At 63.5% G+C, this 17,650-nt stretch carries 13 protein-coding genes; 10 read left to right on the top strand and 3 right to left on the bottom strand.

The annotated features are described in order from the left end of the window. The first annotated feature begins 42 nt into the window (after positions 1-42). On the top strand, positions 43-1,053 hold the full coding sequence (locus tag HV675_RS05115; RefSeq protein ID WP_175109705.1) for a DUF2891 domain-containing protein: 1,011 nt from the start codon (positions 43-45) through the stop codon (positions 1,051-1,053). On the opposite strand, the gene HV675_RS05110 is transcribed toward HV675_RS05115, so the two are convergent. After that, positions 1,054-2,460: a tetratricopeptide repeat protein gene (locus HV675_RS05110; RefSeq protein WP_175109704.1), complete on the bottom strand. Its 1,407-nt coding sequence runs from the start codon at positions 2,458-2,460 to the stop codon at positions 1,054-1,056. A 397-nt stretch (positions 2,461-2,857) separates the two neighbouring features. Between HV675_RS05110 and HV675_RS05105 the strand changes: the two genes are divergently transcribed. Further along, positions 2,858-3,733 carry an alpha/beta fold hydrolase gene (locus HV675_RS05105; RefSeq protein WP_175109703.1) on the top strand — a complete coding sequence of 292 codons (876 nt, stop codon included), beginning with the start codon at positions 2,858-2,860 and terminating at the stop codon, positions 3,731-3,733. Positions 3,734-4,095: 362 nt separating this feature from the next. Beyond that, positions 4,096-5,442, top strand: coding sequence for an oxalate/formate MFS antiporter (oxlT, locus tag HV675_RS05100; RefSeq protein ID WP_175109702.1), 1,347 nt, complete (start codon positions 4,096-4,098; stop codon positions 5,440-5,442). 165 nt (positions 5,443-5,607) lie between these two features. Here oxlT and HV675_RS05095 read toward each other — a convergent pair whose 3' ends face one another. Then, positions 5,608-6,594 carry an aldo/keto reductase gene (locus tag HV675_RS05095; protein ID WP_377700547.1) on the bottom strand — a complete coding sequence of 329 codons (987 nt, stop codon included), beginning with the start codon at positions 6,592-6,594 and terminating at the stop codon, positions 5,608-5,610. A gap of 862 nt (positions 6,595-7,456) precedes the next feature. Here HV675_RS05095 and HV675_RS05090 point away from each other — a divergent pair. The 4 genes from HV675_RS05090 to HV675_RS05075 all read left to right on the top strand — a co-directional run bounded on the left by HV675_RS05090 (position 7,457) and on the right by HV675_RS05075 (position 11,830). Continuing rightward, entirely contained in the window at positions 7,457-8,461 is a 1,005-nt protein-coding gene (locus tag HV675_RS05090; protein ID WP_175109700.1) for a sugar ABC transporter substrate-binding protein, read from the top strand. Between the two features lie 156 nt (positions 8,462-8,617). Continuing rightward, on the top strand, positions 8,618-9,613 hold the full coding sequence (locus HV675_RS05085; RefSeq protein WP_175109699.1) for an ABC transporter permease: 996 nt from the start codon (positions 8,618-8,620) through the stop codon (positions 9,611-9,613). 112 nt (positions 9,614-9,725) lie between these two features. Then, entirely contained in the window at positions 9,726-10,535 is an 810-nt protein-coding gene (locus HV675_RS05080; RefSeq protein WP_175109698.1) for an ATP-binding cassette domain-containing protein, read from the top strand. A 71-nt stretch (positions 10,536-10,606) separates the two neighbouring features. Further along, positions 10,607-11,830 carry an ROK family transcriptional regulator gene (locus tag HV675_RS05075; RefSeq protein ID WP_175109697.1) on the top strand — a complete coding sequence of 408 codons (1,224 nt, stop codon included), beginning with the start codon at positions 10,607-10,609 and terminating at the stop codon, positions 11,828-11,830. Between the two features lie 64 nt (positions 11,831-11,894). Here the strand turns inward: HV675_RS05075 and HV675_RS05070 are convergent, their stop codons facing one another. Continuing rightward, on the bottom strand, positions 11,895-14,984 hold the full coding sequence (locus HV675_RS05070) for a biosynthetic peptidoglycan transglycosylase (RefSeq protein WP_175109696.1): 3,090 nt from the start codon (positions 14,982-14,984) through the stop codon (positions 11,895-11,897). A gap of 290 nt (positions 14,985-15,274) precedes the next feature. On the opposite strand from HV675_RS05070, the gene HV675_RS05065 reads away from it, so the two are divergent. The 3 genes from HV675_RS05065 (at position 15,275) to HV675_RS05055 (ending at position 17,639) form a co-directional block, all read left to right on the top strand. After that, positions 15,275-16,552, top strand: a complete 1,278-nt coding sequence (locus HV675_RS05065; RefSeq protein ID WP_175109695.1) for an NAD(P)/FAD-dependent oxidoreductase — start codon at positions 15,275-15,277, stop codon at positions 16,550-16,552. 302 nt (positions 16,553-16,854) lie between these two features. Beyond that, positions 16,855-17,202: a hypothetical protein gene (locus tag HV675_RS05060; RefSeq protein ID WP_175109694.1), complete on the top strand. Its 348-nt coding sequence runs from the start codon at positions 16,855-16,857 to the stop codon at positions 17,200-17,202. A 164-nt stretch (positions 17,203-17,366) separates the two neighbouring features. Further along, on the top strand, positions 17,367-17,639 hold the full coding sequence (locus HV675_RS05055) for a hypothetical protein (RefSeq protein ID WP_175109693.1): 273 nt from the start codon (positions 17,367-17,369) through the stop codon (positions 17,637-17,639). Positions 17,640-17,650 lie beyond the last annotated feature (11 nt).

The raw sequence follows: 17,650 nt of genomic DNA, 5'->3' as shown, positions 1-17,650 counted from the left end.
GCGCCCTCCCCCTAACGGCTCGCCTCCACCCGAAAGACCTCGATGAACTCCCGACTCACCGCCGACATCGCATCGAAATTCGCCGCCCTTGCGCTCCAACACCTGACGCGCGAATACCCGAACAAGCTGACGCATTCGCTTGCCGGACCGCAGGATGTCAAAAGCCCACGCGCGCTGCATCCGATCTTCTACGGCAGCTACGACTGGCATTCATGCGTGCACGGCTACTGGCTGGTGTTGCGACTCGTCGACCGTTTTCCGGACTTGCCGGAAGCCGCTTGCATCGTGCACGTGGCCGATACGCACTTCACCGAAGCGAACGTTGCGGGCGAGCGCGCGTATCTGGATTCACCGCATCAGCGCGGCTTCGAGCGCCCATACGGATGGGCGTGGCTGCTCGCGCTGGCGGCGCAAATCGATGCCTCGACACTGCCGCAGGCCGCTCGCTGGGCGAGGACCCTCGCGCCATTGACCGATGCGTTTGTCGAACGCTTCGAAGCATTCCTGCCGAAATGCACCTATCCGCTACGGGTCGGCACGCATTTCAACACGGCCTTTGCACTCGCGCTGGCGCTCGATTTTGCGCGTGCGTCAGCGCGCAAGTCGCTCGAAACGTTGATCGTCGACACCGCGCGGCGCTGGTATGGCGACGATGCCGGTTGCCAGGCGTGGGAGCCGTGCGGCGATGAATTCCTGTCGCCGTCGTTGATGGAAGCGGAACTGATGCGGCGTGTGCTCGCGCCCGCCGAATTCGATGTGTGGTTCGCCCGCTTTCTGCCCGCGCTTGCTTCACGCGAGCCCGCCACGCTGTTCGTGCCGGCGGTGGTGTCCGATCGCAGCGACGGCAAGATTGCGCACCTTGACGGCCTCAACCTGAGTCGCGCGTGGTGTCAACGATCGATTGCGAGCGCACTGCCCGACTCCGACGCGCGCCGCGCCGTGCTGCTCGATGCCGCCGAACATCATCTGCAAAGCGCGCTGGCGCACGTCGCCGGCGACTACATGGGCGAACACTGGCTGGCGACATTCGCGACGCTCGCACTCGAGGTCTGATCAAGCGGCGCTTGCCGCCCCTGCTTCTTTTTCCTTCTGCAGCGCCACGCGGCGCAGCAGCATATGAAACGCGCGCTTGATCCGCTCGACGCTGGCCGTCTTGTACGGAAAGGCTTCGTTGCCGCCGTGCACGAGCATGCACGCGTTGACCTCGAACACGACCACCTTGCCTTGCACATCGAGCGCGCAATCGATCCCGAAGTAGTCGAGGCCGATCTTCTCGCCGATCTCGCGCAGCGCCGCATACTGCGCGTCACCGAATACGCTCGACGGGTTCTCGAGAAACGCCCGTTCCTCTTCCTGCATCCAGGGCGTATTCGCCATCGCGGTCGTCACGTGGTGCACTTTCCACTGGTCGCCAATCGCGAGGTGATACGGCAGGATCTCGCCGTCCACATAGAAGAAGCGATATTTCCGGTAGTGCCCGTCGGCGGAGCGATAGTCGACAAAGGGCGTCAGGTAGTAATCGCAGTCGCCCTGCCGCTCGACGAAGGTGCGCAATTGCCAAAGGTAATGCACCTGTTCGAAGTCGCTGCCGCCATGCGTGCCGGCACGCCGCACGAGTAGCGGCAACGCCCACGGAAACGCCGCTTCGTCGGCCAGCAGCGCACGCAATGCGTCGGCGGTGTACAGGCGGGTTTGCGGCACCACGCAGCCTGGCACATCCGCAATCAGCTTCGCGATCGACTCGCGTCCCGTGCCGGTAATCTTGCGCGGATGATTGACGATCGGTTTGCCGATACGGTCGATGATCTCCTCGGCAAACGCGATGATCGGACCGCCCTGGTCGACATCCGCAATCAGATTGACGACGATGTCGCCGCCATTGCGCAACGCGTCGTCGTCATATTTGAAGTCTTCCAGCAGGTTGATCACGTTGCTTTCAAACGTCGCGCCTTCGATCAGATAAACAAACGGCGTGTTGCCACGCCCGGGCGCGAACACGAACAGCACGCGGAATTCCGGCGGCCCGCCGACTGCCGGCACGGTGACGAGCAGCCTGTGCTCGAGCGCGCGACGGTAATGCGTGTCGGCCTCTTCTTGCAGATGCAGCGATTGCGCGAAATTCGCCACGAGGTGCAGCGTGTCCGCATCGTTCGGCAACGTCTCGAGAATGCTCCGGAAATGCTCGAGCGCGCGTTCGGGGCGCCCGGCGCTCGCGTGCGCAAAACCGAGTTCCTTGTGCAGCGATACGCTTTCATCGGGGTCTTCGGCGAGCATCGGCATCAGCCAGCCGATCGCCGCGTCGTGGCGGCCGGTCCGGCTCAACACCGTTGCAAGCTTGAAGCGTGCGCTCCAGTGCGTCGGCGCCTGCTTGATGATTTCGAGGTAAAGATTTTCGGCGAGATCGAGACGACCTTCGCGGTGATGGTCAAACGCGCTTTGCAGAAGGCTGTTGATCGACATGACGAGGAGCGCGTGAGCGAAACGTACAGCACGATGCGAGAGAGGCGCACGAGACACAGGCACACGCAGCATGCGCAAGCATGGCGTGAGCAGCGTCGACGGCCGGTTGCATGCGGTGCATGACGTGACGCAGTACTGCGCCGCCATACCCGCTGCGGGCAAGAACCTTAGCAGAAGATCGGCGTACACGGAGCAACATGAATGCGCAACGTAAGGTTCTACTTCTTACACCGAAACAATTGAAAGAATAGAAAGTCGCTACGGGAATCGATGCGTGCTTCGTGGCGTCGCCGAACGCCCGATCAGTCCGGCGCAGCGCGGCATCGTGAACGGCCATCGGGCACGGCATGGAATAGGTTGGCGCATCAACCGTTATGTCAATGAAATCTGCCACCCTATGGATCTGCCCGATATGGCCGCCGACAAACCATCTTTCCTTCTTATTCATGGCGCCTGGCATGGCGCCGCCACCTGGCGTCATCTGATACCGCTGCTCGAGGCGCACGGACATATCGTACGTGCGTACGACCTGCCTGGCGCCGGCGCCAATGCAAAAGCGCCCGCGGCCTCGCTGCGGCAACCGCATGATGCAGCAGCGCTCGCCACCGAGCCTTCGCCGAACGCAGGCGTCACTCAGGCCGATCGCACGCAGGCCGCCATCGGATGGATCGAGGACATGCATCGGCAAACTGGCTTGCCGGTGGTGCTGGTCGGTCATTCGATGGGTGGACTGACCGTGACCGCGGTCGCCGAGTCGCGTCCCGAACTCGTAAGCGCGGCCGTTTATCTGAGCGCGTATATGCTGCCGCCAGGCGAATTGCCGGGCGCGGTGCGCCGGCATCCAACCATGAGCGGTTCGCTGATCGGTGCGCTCGCGATAGGCGATCCGCAGAAAACCGGCGCGGCGCGCATCGATCCGCACAATCCGGATCCGGCCTACCGCGACCTCGTGAAGCGCGCGTTCTACGGACAGATCGACGACGCCATGCTCGACGAAAATCTCGCACACATGCATTGCGACGAACCGCTCACCGTATTGACCGCGCCATCGCCGATGACCCGCGAGCGCTTCGGCAGCGTGCCGCGACACTACTTCCGCGCGCTCAACGACGAGTCGGTCCTGCCCGCTGCGCAAGAGCGCATGATCGCGGCCGTCGACGATGCAATGGGCAACCGGACCATGGTTCATACCCTGCCGTCCAGTCACTCGCCGCATGTGACCCATCCGGCGGAACTCGCCGAACAGTTGTCCGCGCTCGCGCGAACCCTCTAGCGCGCGATGCTCCGATCGCCTGTGCGGCGCCGCACTTACCCATACAAACAAAAAACTTTACATTACGTTTAACTTTCATCTATAACGGTAGCGCATGTCGCGAACCCGCTTTGTCTCGCCGCATGTTCTCAGCCCGCCGACCTTACCCGGCGGGCTTTTTTTTGTTCAATACCGTGCATTTATGCACTGCCTTCATTTTCCTTTCTTTCGAATGATTGCCTGGTGAAAACCCCGTCATGCCTTTCGCTTGACTTACTTGATATATCACATACTGTATCGACTTATGACCGGCTTGAATCGGGTTAGGCGGCGACACAGCCGGTCGCCTCCCTTTCCCCACACATAAATCAAAGGAGACAGCGATGCGTACGGATCAGCAGGGACAAACGCCATCATGGATGGCGACGCCATGGGTGCAACTCGTATTCGGCGTGATATGCATGGCGATGATCGCCAACATGCAGTACGGCTGGACCCTGTTCGTCAATCCGATCAACGAGAAATATCAATGGGGGCGCGCGGCGATTCAGGTCGCCTTCACGATCTTCGTCGTCACCGAAACGTGGCTCGTGCCGGTTGAAGGCTATCTGGTCGACCGCTTCGGACCGCGGCCGGTGGTGGTCGGCGGCGGCGCGCTGTGCGCGCTCGCATGGACCATCAATTCGTTCGCTTCGTCGCTGCCGGTGCTGTATCTCGCGGCGGCGGTCGGCGGCATCGGCGCGGGTGCGGTGTACGGCACCTGCGTCGGCAATGCGCTCAAGTGGTTCCCCACCCGGCGCGGACTCGCGGCCGGCATCACCGCGGCCGGCTTCGGGATGGGCTCGGCCGCGACGGTCGTGCCGATCGCGCACATGATCAAGAGCAGCGGCTACGAAGCGACCTTCCTGTGGTTCGGCCTCGGCCAGGGCATCGTCGTGTTCCTGCTGGGTCTGGCATTGCTCGCGCCGCCGCAAAGCCTGCTCGCGACCGCGAAAAATGCGGCCGGCGCGGTGAAGCGCGCGGTCTACAACGCGACGCCGCGTGAAGTGGTGAGCTCGCCGATATTCTGGGTCATGTACCTGATGTTCGTGATGATGGCCGCGGGCGGCCTGATGGCGACCGCGCAACTGGGCCCGATCGCCAAGGATTTCGGCTTGCAGGATTCGCCGGTCTCGCTGCTCGGTCTCACGCTGCCGGCGCTCACCTTCGCGCTGACGATCGACCGCGTGCTCAACGGTTTGACGCGGCCGTTCTTCGGCTGGGTGTCGGACCGCATCGGCCGCGAGAACACGATGTTCGTCGCGTTCGCGATCGAGGCGGTCGGCATCGTCGCGCTGTCCAACTACGGGCACAGCCCGGTTGCGTTCGTCATTCTGACCGGCATCGTGTTCTTCGCGTGGGGCGAGATCTATAGCCTGTTCCCCGCGACGTGCGGCGACACGTACGGGCCGAAATTCGCGGCAACGAATGCGGGCCTGCTGTACACCGCGAAGGGCACCGCCGCGCTGCTCGTGCCGTTCACAAGCGTGATTACCGCGGCCACTGGTAGCTGGCATGCGGTCTTTATGCTCGCGGCCGGCATGGCGGCCATTGCCGCACTGCTCGCGATCTTCGTGCTGAAGCCGATGCGGCGCGCGCATGCGGAACGTCATGCGTCGCCGGCGATCGACCTGCCGTATGGCGGGCCGCTCGTCAGCGATTCGGCGCGGATTTCGGCTGACGGGGGTTAAGCGATGTAACGCGCCACGCTGTGTCGCGCGGCAGTGCATGTGTGTGTAAAAAAAGCGAGTCGCTTCGATGGCGGCTCGTTTTTTTTCGTTGACCTGATCGCGTGACTGCCGCGACCGGCGTTGAGCACGCATTGTGGCGTGCAGCCGTATCGCGGCTAGAGCCGATTACCAGCGCTGATGCACGTGCGGCGCGATCAGTTGATCGTAGATGCGGCGCGCTTGCGCCATCGTCTCTTCCGGCAGCGGAGCCAGCGCGCTTGCGTCGGCATTGCCTTTCGCCTGCACCGCGTTCTTCGCACCCGGAATGACGACCGAGACCGCTTTTTCCATCAGAATCCAGCGCAACGCGAACTGCGCCATCGTCGCGCCTTGCGGCACGTACGCGCGCAGCGCTTCGACCGCTTCGAGCGCCACGTCGTACGGCACGCCCGAGAAGGTCTCGCCTACGTCGAATGCTTCGCCATGCCGGTTGAAGTTGCGATGGTCATCGGCAGCAAAGGTGGATTGCGCGTTGAGCTTGCCGGTCAGCATCCCGCTTGCGAGCGGCACGCGCACGATCACCGCGACGTTTTTTGCGTGCGCCTCGCGGAAGAACAATTGCGCGGGCCGTTGCCGGAATATGTTGTAGATGATCTGCACGGACACGACGTTCGGATACTCGATCGCCTTCAGCGCCTCCTCGACGCGCTCGACCGAGACGCCATAGTGGCGCAGCTTGCCGGCCGCGACGAGTTCGTCGAGCCCGTCGAACAGTTGCGGGCGGAAATAGACGTCGGTCGGCGGGCAATGCAGTTGCACGAGATCCAGCGTATCGACACCGAGGTTCTCGCGGCTGCGATCGATAAACGCTTCGATATTCGCCTTCGTGTAGCCGTCGGCCACATGCGGGTTCAGACGGCGCCCGGCTTTGGTCGCGACTATTGGCCGCTGACCGCCGCGTTCGCGCAGCACGTCTCGGATGATCCGCTCGGAGCGGCCGTCGCCATACACGTCGGCTGTATCGATGAACGTGACGCCCGCATCGAGCGCCGCGTGCAGCGCCTGCCGGGCGTCCGCGTCGGATACGTCGCCCCACGCACCGCCGATCGCCCACGCGCCGAAGCCGATTTCCGAAACGTCCCAGCCGGTACGGCCGAAACGGCGATGATGAATCTGCATGACAGTCTCCTGGATGTTCACGATGTGGGCTGGGCTTGCGCCAGCGAGTCCGCTAGTTTGCCAGCAACTTGTGACATGCGCTCATCGAGCAAAGCATCGGCGAACGGACCGGTCGGTTGCTCGCGCAACCATCGGTACACAGTGAGCGTTTCGTCTCGCGCCAATGCCGGCACCGGCTGGTCGTACTCCGGCACCTCGAGCGGCGTGCGCACATACGGACAAATTTTCCCCTCATATCGACGTGCTCGTGGAGATCGCGCGTCATCTCCACCATCGGGTCATTTTTGCGGGTCATCTTGCATCCCACCGTATGGTGATTGACGGTTGTGACAAGCTTGCGTGCCAGATGAGACGATGCAAAAAGCATGCTGATCACGGCAATATTGTCCGGCCACGCTGGTGTCGACGTGCCGCGCATTGAGAAAGAGCCACGCGGTCAACCGGGAGATCGGGTCGCGAGCCGCGCTCGCCACAACAGCGATCCCTGTCTCGCAGTTCCGTCGCTAACCGCTCTCTATGGTCTGAGCATTGCGCACGCACCACCCCCTCGCCCTCCTGATTTACCCGAACCCATCCGCGCCGATACCGCATCGCATAAGCGCCCCCTTCCTTGCTCCGCTTGCGTTGCGGCGCACTGCCGCCTCATTGGCTACGCACCGCAGCAAACCGCCCATTCCTTGACACTCACGCAGCGCGCTGCTGTACTAAATAAAACCAATTGATTTAGTCCCGACAGGCCGACGCAATCCAACGCGAACCTGTACCACCAGAAACGAGGCCGGCCCACCGCGCCCAAACCCGATCGAATCGACTGCAGTCCATAACGTCGTTGTCAATCAACCGGAGGAGCGTTCCCATGAACCTGAAATCGAGCGTGCCACGCGCCGCGCAGCGGATCGTCGCGGTCTGCGCAGCGGCATCGGCTGTGTTGTGCATCGGCACGAGTCACGCGGCGGACCAGCCCGTGGTCGGCCTGATCACGAAGACCGACACGAACCCGTTCTTCGTGAAGATGCGCCAGGGCGCAGACGCAGCAGCGCAGAAAGACGGTGCGAAGCTGATGACCGCGGCCGGCAAGTTCGACGGCGATAACGCAAGCCAGGTCACCGCGATCGAAAACATGCTGACCGCCGGCGCAAAAGCGATTCTGATCACGCCGAGCGACACGAAAGCCATCGTGCCGAGCATCCGGAAAGCACGCGCGGCCGGCGCGATCGTAATCGCACTCGACACGCCCACCGAACCGCAGGACGCGACCGACGCGCTCTTCGCCACCGACAACTTCAAGGCGGGCGTGCTGATTGGCGAATACGCGAAAGCGGCGCTCGGCGGCAAGCCCGCGAAGATCGCGACGCTCGACCTCGCACCGGGCGTATCGGTCGGCGTGCTGCGGCATAACGGCTTTCTGAAGGGCTTCGGCATCAAGGAAGGCGACGCGTCGATCGTCTGCAGCCAGGACACGCGCGGCGACCAGGCGAAAGGACAAACGGCGATGGAAAACTGCCTGCAGAAAGCGCCGGACATCAACGTCGTCTACACGATCAACGAACCGGCCGCGGCGGGCGCGTATCGCGCACTCAAGGCCGCGGGCAAGGACAAGGGCGTAATGATCGTGTCGATCGACGGCGGCTGCGAAGGCGTGCGCAATGTGAAGGCCGGTGCGATCGCCGCCACCTCGCAGCAATACCCGCTGAAGATGGCCGAACTCGGCGTGAATGCCGGCGTCGACTATGCGAAGACCGGCAAAAAGCCGACTGGCTATCACGATACCGGCGTCACGCTGATCAGCGATAAACCGCAGTCGGGCGTCGATAGCAAGGACACCGCGTTCGGTCTCGAGAACTGCTGGGGCAACAAGTAACGCCATGCAGCATCCGGCGCGGCGCAGCTATGCGCGGCGCCGACCGCCACACTGCGTGCGCCGGCCGCATATCCGTCGCCGCGCGCCGCACCCGTTGCTCGCGCACTCCACGTTGGACGCATCACGCATTGCATCATCGCATCGAGGAAACGCATCATGTCGACTCCCACCCCCGCCGCCCCCGCCCACGACCATCGCCGCCTGACCGAGCGCTTGCCTTCGCTTGCCGAAGCCGGTCCGCTGATCGCGCTGGTGCTTGCGTGCGCGTTCTTCATTTCGCAAAGCGACCGCTTCCTGTCCGCACAGAATCTATCGTTAATCCTGCAACAAACGATGGTGGTCGCGGTCATCGCAATCGGCCAGACACTGATCGTACTGACCGGCGGCATCGATCTGTCGTGCGGCATGGTGATGGCATTCGGCTCGATCGTGATGACCAAGTTCGCGGTCGTGCTCGGCGTGCCGCCCATACTCGCAATTCTTTGCGGCATCGGCGCGAGCACGCTGTTCGGCCTCTTGAACGGCGCGTTGATCACGCGCATCAAGCTGCCGTCGTTTATCGTGACGCTCGGCACGCTGAATATCGCGTTCGCGTGCACGCAGATCTATTCGAATGCGGAGAGCGTGTCGAACCTGCCGGAGGCGATCATGTTCTTCGGCAATACGTTCAGGCTCGGTCCCGCAGAGGTGACGTACGGTACCGTGCTCACCCTGTTGATGTACCTCGCGACCTGGTTCGTGCTGCGCGACACGGTGCCGGGCCGTCACCTGTATGCGCTCGGCAATAACGCGGAAGCGGCGCGCCTGATGGGCCTGTCGTCGCGAAAAATCCTGCTCACGGTTTATACGCTGTCCGGCGCGATCTACGGCGTTGCCGCGCTGCTCGCCGTATCGCGCACCGGCGTCGGCGATCCGCAAGCGGGGCAGACCGAAAACCTCGACAGCATCACCGCGGTCGTGCTGGGCGGCACGAGCCTGTTCGGCGGGCGTGGCTCGATCGCGGGCACGCTGCTCGGCGCGTTGATCGTCGGCGTGTTTCGCAACGGCCTGACGCTGATCGGCGTGTCGTCCGTGTATCAGGTGCTGATCACCGGCATTCTCGTGATCCTCGCGGTCGCTGCGGACAAGCTGTCGCACCGCGGTGCGCGTTAGGCGCAAGCAACGCGCTTCACCCTTGCATCGGCATTCGCGCTTCGCCTTCGCCTTCACGGCCCGCGCCTACGCCGCATCATCTTTCGCACCGCATTCAAGCATGGAGCCCGTCATGTCGACGACACCCGTTCCCTCTTCCGCCGTTTCCACCGCCGCGCCCGTGCTCGAGGCACGCGGCCTCGTCAAACGCTATGGCAACGTCACCGCGCTCGACGGCTGCGATTTCGAAGTGATGCCCGGCGAGATCATGGCCGTGATCGGCGACAACGGCGCCGGCAAATCGTCGCTGATCAAGGCGCTGTCCGGCGCGACGCTGCCCGACGAGGGCGAGATTCGCCTCGATGGCAAGCCGGTGCGCTTTCGCAGTCCGCTCGATGCGCGCGAACAGGGAATCGAAACGGTCTACCAGGACCTCGCGGTCGCGCCGGCCATGAGCATCGCGGAAAACCTGTTTCTTGCGCGCGAATTGCGCAAGCCCGGCTGGCGTGGGTCGGTTCTCAAGATGATCGACAAGCGCCGCATGCTCGACGAAGCGACCGCGCATATGAAGGATCTGCAGATCGGCATCCGCTCGATGCGCCAGGCCGTCGAGACGCTGTCGGGCGGTCAGCGTCAGGGCGTGGCCGTGGCCCGCAGCGCGGCATTTGCACGGCACGTCGTGATTCTCGACGAACCGACCGCCGCACTCGGCGTGAAGGAAGGCAATATGGTGCTCGAACTGATTCGCCGTGTGCGCGACCGCGGCTTGCCGGTCATTCTGATCAGCCACAACATGCCGCACGTGTTCGACATCGCGGACCGCATTCATATTCAACGGCTGGGCCGGCGCGCGGCGCTCGTGAACCGGAAAGACATTCATATGTCGGAGGCGGTCGCGATCATGACCGGCGCGAAGGAAGCGGACGTCAAGGCGATCGCGTGATGCGCGCTGCGACGACGCCCCTCGTGCGCATCGCGCCCGTCATGCGCTCTTGCGCTTGAACGGACCGCGCAATGGAAACCGGTATCCGTTCGCCGCTGAAACGCACGGTCGGCTCGAACCAGGTCGGCATGCGGCAGTTCAACGAGCGGATCGTGCTGCAGGCCATCCGCTTGCACGGCCCGTTGCCGAAGGCCGACGTCGGCCGGCTCACGCGCCTGTCGATGCAGACCGTATCGATGATCGTCGATCGCCTGATCGACGACGGTCTGCTCGTCAAGCAGGCGCGCGTGCGCGGACGCATCGGCCAGCCGTCCGTGCCGATCGCGTTGCGGCCCGAAGGCGCGTATACGATCGGCGTGAAGGTCGGACGGCGCAGCCTCGATGTGCTCGCGCTGGATTTCGTCGGCCGCGTTTGCTGCCGCGAAGTGCTCGAGTACGCGTATCCGGACCCGCACACCCTCTTTGGCGCGCTGGAAAGCAAGCTCGCGCGCGTCAACGATACGCTGGGTGCGGCCAGAAGACGCAAGGTGGTCGGCGTCGGCGTGGCGGCGCCTTTGTGGCTCGGCGGCTGGCGCGAGTTTCTCGGCGCGCCGCGCGATGCGCTCGACGCATGGAACGATATCGACATCCGCACGCGTATCGCGACAATGACGGGCTTGCCCGTCGAGTTCGCAAAAGACACCACCGCCGCCTGTGCAGCCGAACTGGTGATGGGCCAGGGGCGCGGCATCCACCACTTTCTTTATCTGTTCGTCGGTACGTTTATCGGCGGCGGTCTCGTGATCGACGGACGTCTGCATGGCGGCCCGCACGACAACGCCGGCGCGGTCGGCTCGATTCCGATCGCGGGCCGCGCGCGCGACCCCGCGAGGCAGTTGCTGCACGCGGCGTCGGGTTTCGTGCTCGAGCGGCTGTTCACCGAAGCCGGCGCACCCGCCGCCGCCGCGCACGATCATCGCGCGTTGTCTGCGGACCTGTGGCGGCTGACCGCACAATGGCTCGACACCGCGTGTCCGGCAATCGCAAGCGCGTTGACCAATGCGGCGGCGCTGCTCGATCTGGAAGCGGTCGTGATAGACGGCGAACTCGATCGTCAACTCGTACGCGAAATCATTCGCCGCACGGAGCGCGTGCTCGACCGGTTCGAATGGGAAGGCATGGTGCGGCCTCAATTGCTGGAAGGCGCGATCGGCGCGGATGCGCGCGCGATGGGCGGTGCGATTCTGCCGCTTTATGCGCACTTCGCGCCGGTGCACGAGCTGTTCCTGAAGCCCGCGGTGGAAGTCGATTATTGAAGGACGCGGCACGGCGCGGCGAACTCGCGAGCAATTGCGCTTGCAATCGCAATCGCTCCCATCGTTAGCGCGCCTGTGCCTCTGCGCCCGCCGCCGCGACGCGCTTCGCTTGACGCTCAGGCGGCTCGTCAAGCAAAGGCTGCAGCGCCGGCGCCATCGATTTCAGCAACTGCACCGACAGCGCACTCGTAAAGTCGAAACGTGCCGCATACGGCTCGTGCACGAAGGCCGTCAACGTACCGTAGAACCGGTCGCCGATTTGGAACACGAAGGTAGCCGTACGATTCACCTTGCGCGATTCGATCAACCGGCCGCCTTTCGCATACACATTGAAGCGCTGGTCGCCGGTCCCGGTCTTGCCGGACACCTGCAGCGTCTGGCCATTCGGGAACGTCATGCCTTGCGCCATCCGCCGCGCGGTGCCGCCCGCCACCACATCGCGCAGCAGCGATTGCACGACCCGCGCGATATCCGGCGACAGCACCTGGTTCGGCTGCGCCGCGGCACGCGTAAAGCGCGTTTCATACGGCGTGCCCTTCGCGAATTCGAGCTCGGCAATGCTATGTGTCGGCACCTGATTGCCGCCGTTCGAGATGATGCCGATCAGTTGCGCAAGCGCGACCGGCCGGTCGCCCGACGCGCCGATCGCCGCGCCATACGACGGCGTCAGCTTCGCGAACGGGTAGCCGAGCGCGCGCCACGACTTGCCGATCTCCTCATACGCGCGCTGCTCGACCATCCGCTTGATGCGGCGGTCCTGCGTCGCGTGATAGCGGGTCTTGAAGAGCCACTTGTAGGCATCGGCGCGTGGGTCGCGGCTCGCTTCCTGTATTTCATTCAGGCTCGCGTCCGGATGCGTGCGCAGATAGTTGAGCGTCCACAGCTCGAGCGGATGCACGCTCGAAATATAGCCGCGGTCGTTCAGGTTGAACTTGTCGATCCCGTACTTCGCATAGAGGTCGGCGAGATCTTCATTGTCGAGAATCACTGCGGCGGGCGTGCCCTTCAGCGCCGCGCGCATCTGTGCATTGAACCATTCCTGCGACGCGTCGGGCGCCACACTGCGCAGCACGGTCGCCACCTTCGGCGGCGATTTGCGCACCGTGCGCAGCAAAGCGGCGAGCGCGGCGTCCGGGGTTTTGCCGTGGTACTTGGTGTAGAAGCGATTCATGTACACGCGGCTTTCCTGATCCGCGAAACGCGTCAGATACATTTTCCGCACCGCCGGATCGTCGAGCCATTGCGACGTCGGGCCGGTTGTCTGGATCATTTCGTAGTGGACGATATCGCGCATCATCCGCACGAAGACCAGATTCACCGAATGCTGGAACGCACGGTGCACGGTCAGAATACGGCCGTTGTCGGTCGATTCGAAGTTGCTGAACACCTGGCCGCCGCCGCCCGTATAGAACATCTCGCCGGCGCTCGCCGAATACTTGCGCTCGACGGCCGCATCGAGCATGGCGGGAAGCGAATGGTCCGTCGTATGCGACAGATAATCGACCGCCCAATACGTCAACGGATCGGAGCGCTCCGGCTTCACCGCACGCAATTCGTCGACGCTCATTTCGGCATAGCGGCCGTGCAGTTCCTCGACAATCTGCAGGTACGTGACGATGGTGCGCAGCTTCGCCGTCGAGCCGAGATTGAGCCGTGCGCCCTGGTTGATGTCGAACGGCTGGTTCACGCTATCGGTTTGCACGCGCACGAGGTTCTGGCCGTCGTGCTTTTCGAACAAGGTCAAGCTATACGAAATTTTCGACGGATCGTCCTGCGGACGCAGCATATCTTTGCCGTAGAGTCCGGCGGCGCGCGCGCCGTCCTTGCTTGCGGCCGCTGCGAGACGGTCGCTGACGGCCTGCTGCACCTCGTTGTCGAGCGTGGCCGTCGCGCTCAGATCCAGCCGGTCGAGGTCGTACAGGTTGCCGACGCCTAGCGCCGTCATCAGATGCGAACGCAACGACGTCACCGCCTTGCGCGATACGAACGACTCCGTGGCCGGCGGCAGCGACGAGCGATGCAGTTCAACCGGCGCGGCCAGCGACGCGTCGCGCAGCGAGGTCGAAATCGCACCGCCGCTTGCGAGCAGACGCAGATAGCTGTCGGTCAGCGACGCGAGATCCGCGTTTCGCCGCAGCAGAAAGTGCGACGGCCCGCGCTGCGCAATCATCAGCGACAACACCTGGCGGAATGCCAGGCCTTGCGCCGCGAGGTTTTCATCGGTCGGCGGCGCCGCAAGAATGCGGTTCACGTCGTCGAAGTCGCGGCCATACCATGCGGCGAGGCCATCGCCGATCCCGTTGACTTCGCCGATCCCCGGCTGCGCGGCAAGCGGCACCGAATTCAGATAACGCACGACGATCTGTTCACGCGCCTCCATCGTGCGCGGGCCGCCGAGATAAGCGCGCACCGACGCCGACGCGATTTGCCGCAGCTTTTCCCGCGGCGTCGCGGTGCGCCCGCCCGGCGAATGGCGGAATTTCTCGATCTGCGTCGCGAGCGTACTGCCGCCCGGCTGCGGCTGGTTATGGTTGAAAAAGCGTGCGCCCTGGTCGGCGAGCGCGCGGCCGAATCGGGTCCAGTCGACCGCCGGATTCCGGTTCGGCTGGTCGGCATCGAGCAGGTGACGGTCTTCGATAAACAGCAGCGCGTTGACGACAAGCGGCGGAACCGCACTGAAATTGCGGTAAATCCGTTTCGGATAATCGTCGCCGAACAACGCTTCGCCGCTCGCGTCGTACAGGCGCAAGCCGGCCTGGTCTTTCTCTTCGTATGGGATAAACAGGTCGTCGTCGGCGAGCGAAAGCATGCGGTCTGAATCGCGCGCCTGCGATGCGACCGTGAAGCCGCGCTCGCGCAGGCGCCGTTCGATCGACGGCAGCAGCGTATAGCCGAGCCTGATGTCGTACGGGCCGTCTTTCGGGAAGCGGATGCGGTCGCTCGGCCCGGTTGCGACGGTAAAGCCGACTTCGCTCGTCAGTTCGGACAGGTAGCGCGCCTGCAGCCGCGACGTATCCATTTCGATCTGCACGACGCGCACGCCCGCTGCGACCGCCACCAGAAACGCCAGAAAAACTCCCCACTTCAACCACTTCCACGAGGAGGTGGTGCCGGTGGTGCGCAGTTGCGGAATGCGAAGCAGCGGCCGATTCATGGTGGCGTCTCCTTGCAGATGCCGGACCACAAAAAATGCGACTCGTATCAGTCTAGCGCGTTACCGTGAATTGCGAGGGGCCTCGGTGCAAACTGGCGCCTGCATTGAGTACGCCACGCAACACTCGTGCCGTGCGATGCGCCGGTGTAGGGCGCCGCACCGGCGTTTCCGGCGTGGCGCGCACGTGCCAGGACGGGCGGCAACGAGCCTACCTGTGGAAAGCCCGATATAGGAGCGCGGCGCGATTTTCAGTACCATAGCCGCCCACCCTGGGCGGAACGAACGCACCTATGCAGAGTTTCTACGAGGCGACCGTCAAGCGTCCTGAACGCCTTCGTTTGACGGGCCGTCACAGCGCACATGTGTGCATCGTCGGCGGCGGGCTGGCTGGTTTGTCCACTGCCCTCGGACTCGCCGAGCGCGGCCTGCGCGACGTCGTCGTGCTGGAAGCGCAACAGGTGGGCTTTGGCGCCTCCGGGCGCAACGGCGGCTTCGTATTCGGCGGCTATAGCCTCGATTGCGCGGATTTGCTGAAGGTGCTCGGCGCCGCACGCGCGCGCGAACTGTACGCGCTGACCACCGATGCCGTCGATCTGATGCGCAAACGCATCCGTCGTTACAACATCGATTGCGACGTTACCGATGCCGGCGTGATTCTCGCAAACTGGTTCGACGAGCCCGCGCGGCTCGATGCGCAACGCCGGCTGATGAAAGAATCGTTCGGTGTCGACTGGGAACCGCTTGGCGAACGGGAACTCTCTGCGCGGCTCAAAACCAACCGCTATCACGGCGGCCTTTTCGAGCGCAACGCGTTCCACTTTCATCCGTTGAAGTATGTAGCCGGCATCGCGGCTGCGGCGGCCGATGCAGGCGTGCGCATTCATGAGCATTCGCCGGTGCGCGCACTGCGCGCGCAGCGCGGCGGCTTCGTGGTCGACACCCCCATGGGCACCGTCGATGCGCAGCATGTCGTCATGGCGGGCGGCGGCTATGCGCGCAACGTATACCGGCGCGTCGAGCGTGCGGTGTTGCCGATCGCGACCTATGTGATGGCGACCGAACCGCTCGGCGCGCGCCTGAAAGACGCGATCGATTGCACGTCGGCCGTCTATGACACGCGCTTTGCGTTCGACTACTACCGGCCGTTGCCGGATACGCGCATTTTATGGGGCGGCCGCATCTCGATCGTCGAACGCGCGCCGCAGGCCATCGCGCGGCTGCTGCGCGGCGATCTGCTGAAGGTGTATCCGCAATTGCACGGCGTGCGCGTCGACTATGCATGGGGCGGGTTGATGAGCTACGCGCGGCACAAGATGCCGCAGATCGGCCGCAGCACCGACGGCGTCTGGTACGCGGTCGGTTTCGGCGGTCACGGTATGGCGCCGACCACCGCGTGCGGCGAATTGCTCGCGGCGGCGATCACCGGCGAACGGCCGGTACCGGAAGCGTTCGCGCAATTCGGACTCGCGCATACGTTCGGCGCGTTCGGCCTCGCGGCCGCTCAGCTGACTTACGCGGCGATGCAGACACGCGATGCAATTGCCGCGAGGCGGCGCGCGGTTCGATAAGCGCAGCATGCAAGCGCGAAGTGAAGTGAGCCGCGCTGCGGGATCGCATGGTCGCGCCTTCAAATTCATGTTTGACTATCTCGGCAAACACCCCGCCCTCAACCATGCATTTGCATGACTCCCGCGCGCCTCGTCAACGTCGTTGCTCATCGACGTCGGCCGTGGATGGCGTTACCGGCCAGGCACGCCCCTTGCACGGATATAATTTCATTCAGTGTCACGGTCGCAGTGGTTGCTTGAAGCGCCACTTATGAGCGCCACTCGTGAGCGCCGCTCAAAGAAATTCAACGTCAGGGAGAGTCATGAGGAATCCGTTCAAAGCATCGTTATGCGCCACGCTGCTCATTCCGTTCGCACTCAGCGCGTGCGCACAGCTGCAGAGCAATCCCGATGCGGGCGATCCGGAAAACGATACGATGACCCAACGCCCGGTCGCCGACGTCGTGCAATGCCTCGAACAGGAAGCCAAAAAGCACGATACGAACGTCAGCACGTCGCCGATTCCGCAAGGCACGATGCTCGATTTCGGCGACTCGAATATCGTTAAGGTCCGCAGCGACAACGGCGGAACGACATACCGCTATTACGCGGGAAAGCGCCATATGTCGAATATGTGGATCGAAGCGGCGAGCAAGACCTGCGCACCGTGACGATGCGAAGCGTAAGCAAGTAGCAATCCGATCGACATGCGAATGCGCAAACGCACGAGCGAACGCATGCAGGCGCTGTCACGTCCCCGTCTTAAGTGTCGTTTAAGTTTGGCTACTCATGATCCGGTCACTCGAATCGAAGCGCGATCTGTATGAGGTGCCTGATGGATAACAACGCTAACAACAACGAACACGACGCCCAGAAGACTCCGGTAGCGACGAAACGGCCCACCATGTTGCGCCGTTTGCTGAGCCACCACGAACTCGCGACGCTGCTGCTGTTGTTGCACGCGCCCGTCGACGCGTACGCGAAACCGGAAATTCCGAGGCTGCAGGAAGCCGGACTCGTCGAAAGCATTCTGTCGGATGCCGGTGCGCCGCAGTTTCGTCTAACCGATGAAGGCAACGCAATCTTGCGCGGCCTCGGCATCAAATAACCGGCATTGCT

Source organism: Paraburkholderia solisilvae (assembly GCF_902859875.1).
In the GTDB taxonomy this organism is placed as follows: domain Bacteria; phylum Pseudomonadota; class Gammaproteobacteria; order Burkholderiales; family Burkholderiaceae; genus Paraburkholderia; species Paraburkholderia solisilvae.
Note: the sequence above shows the minus strand (reverse complement) of the source record. Positions and strands in the feature narration are given on the sequence as shown.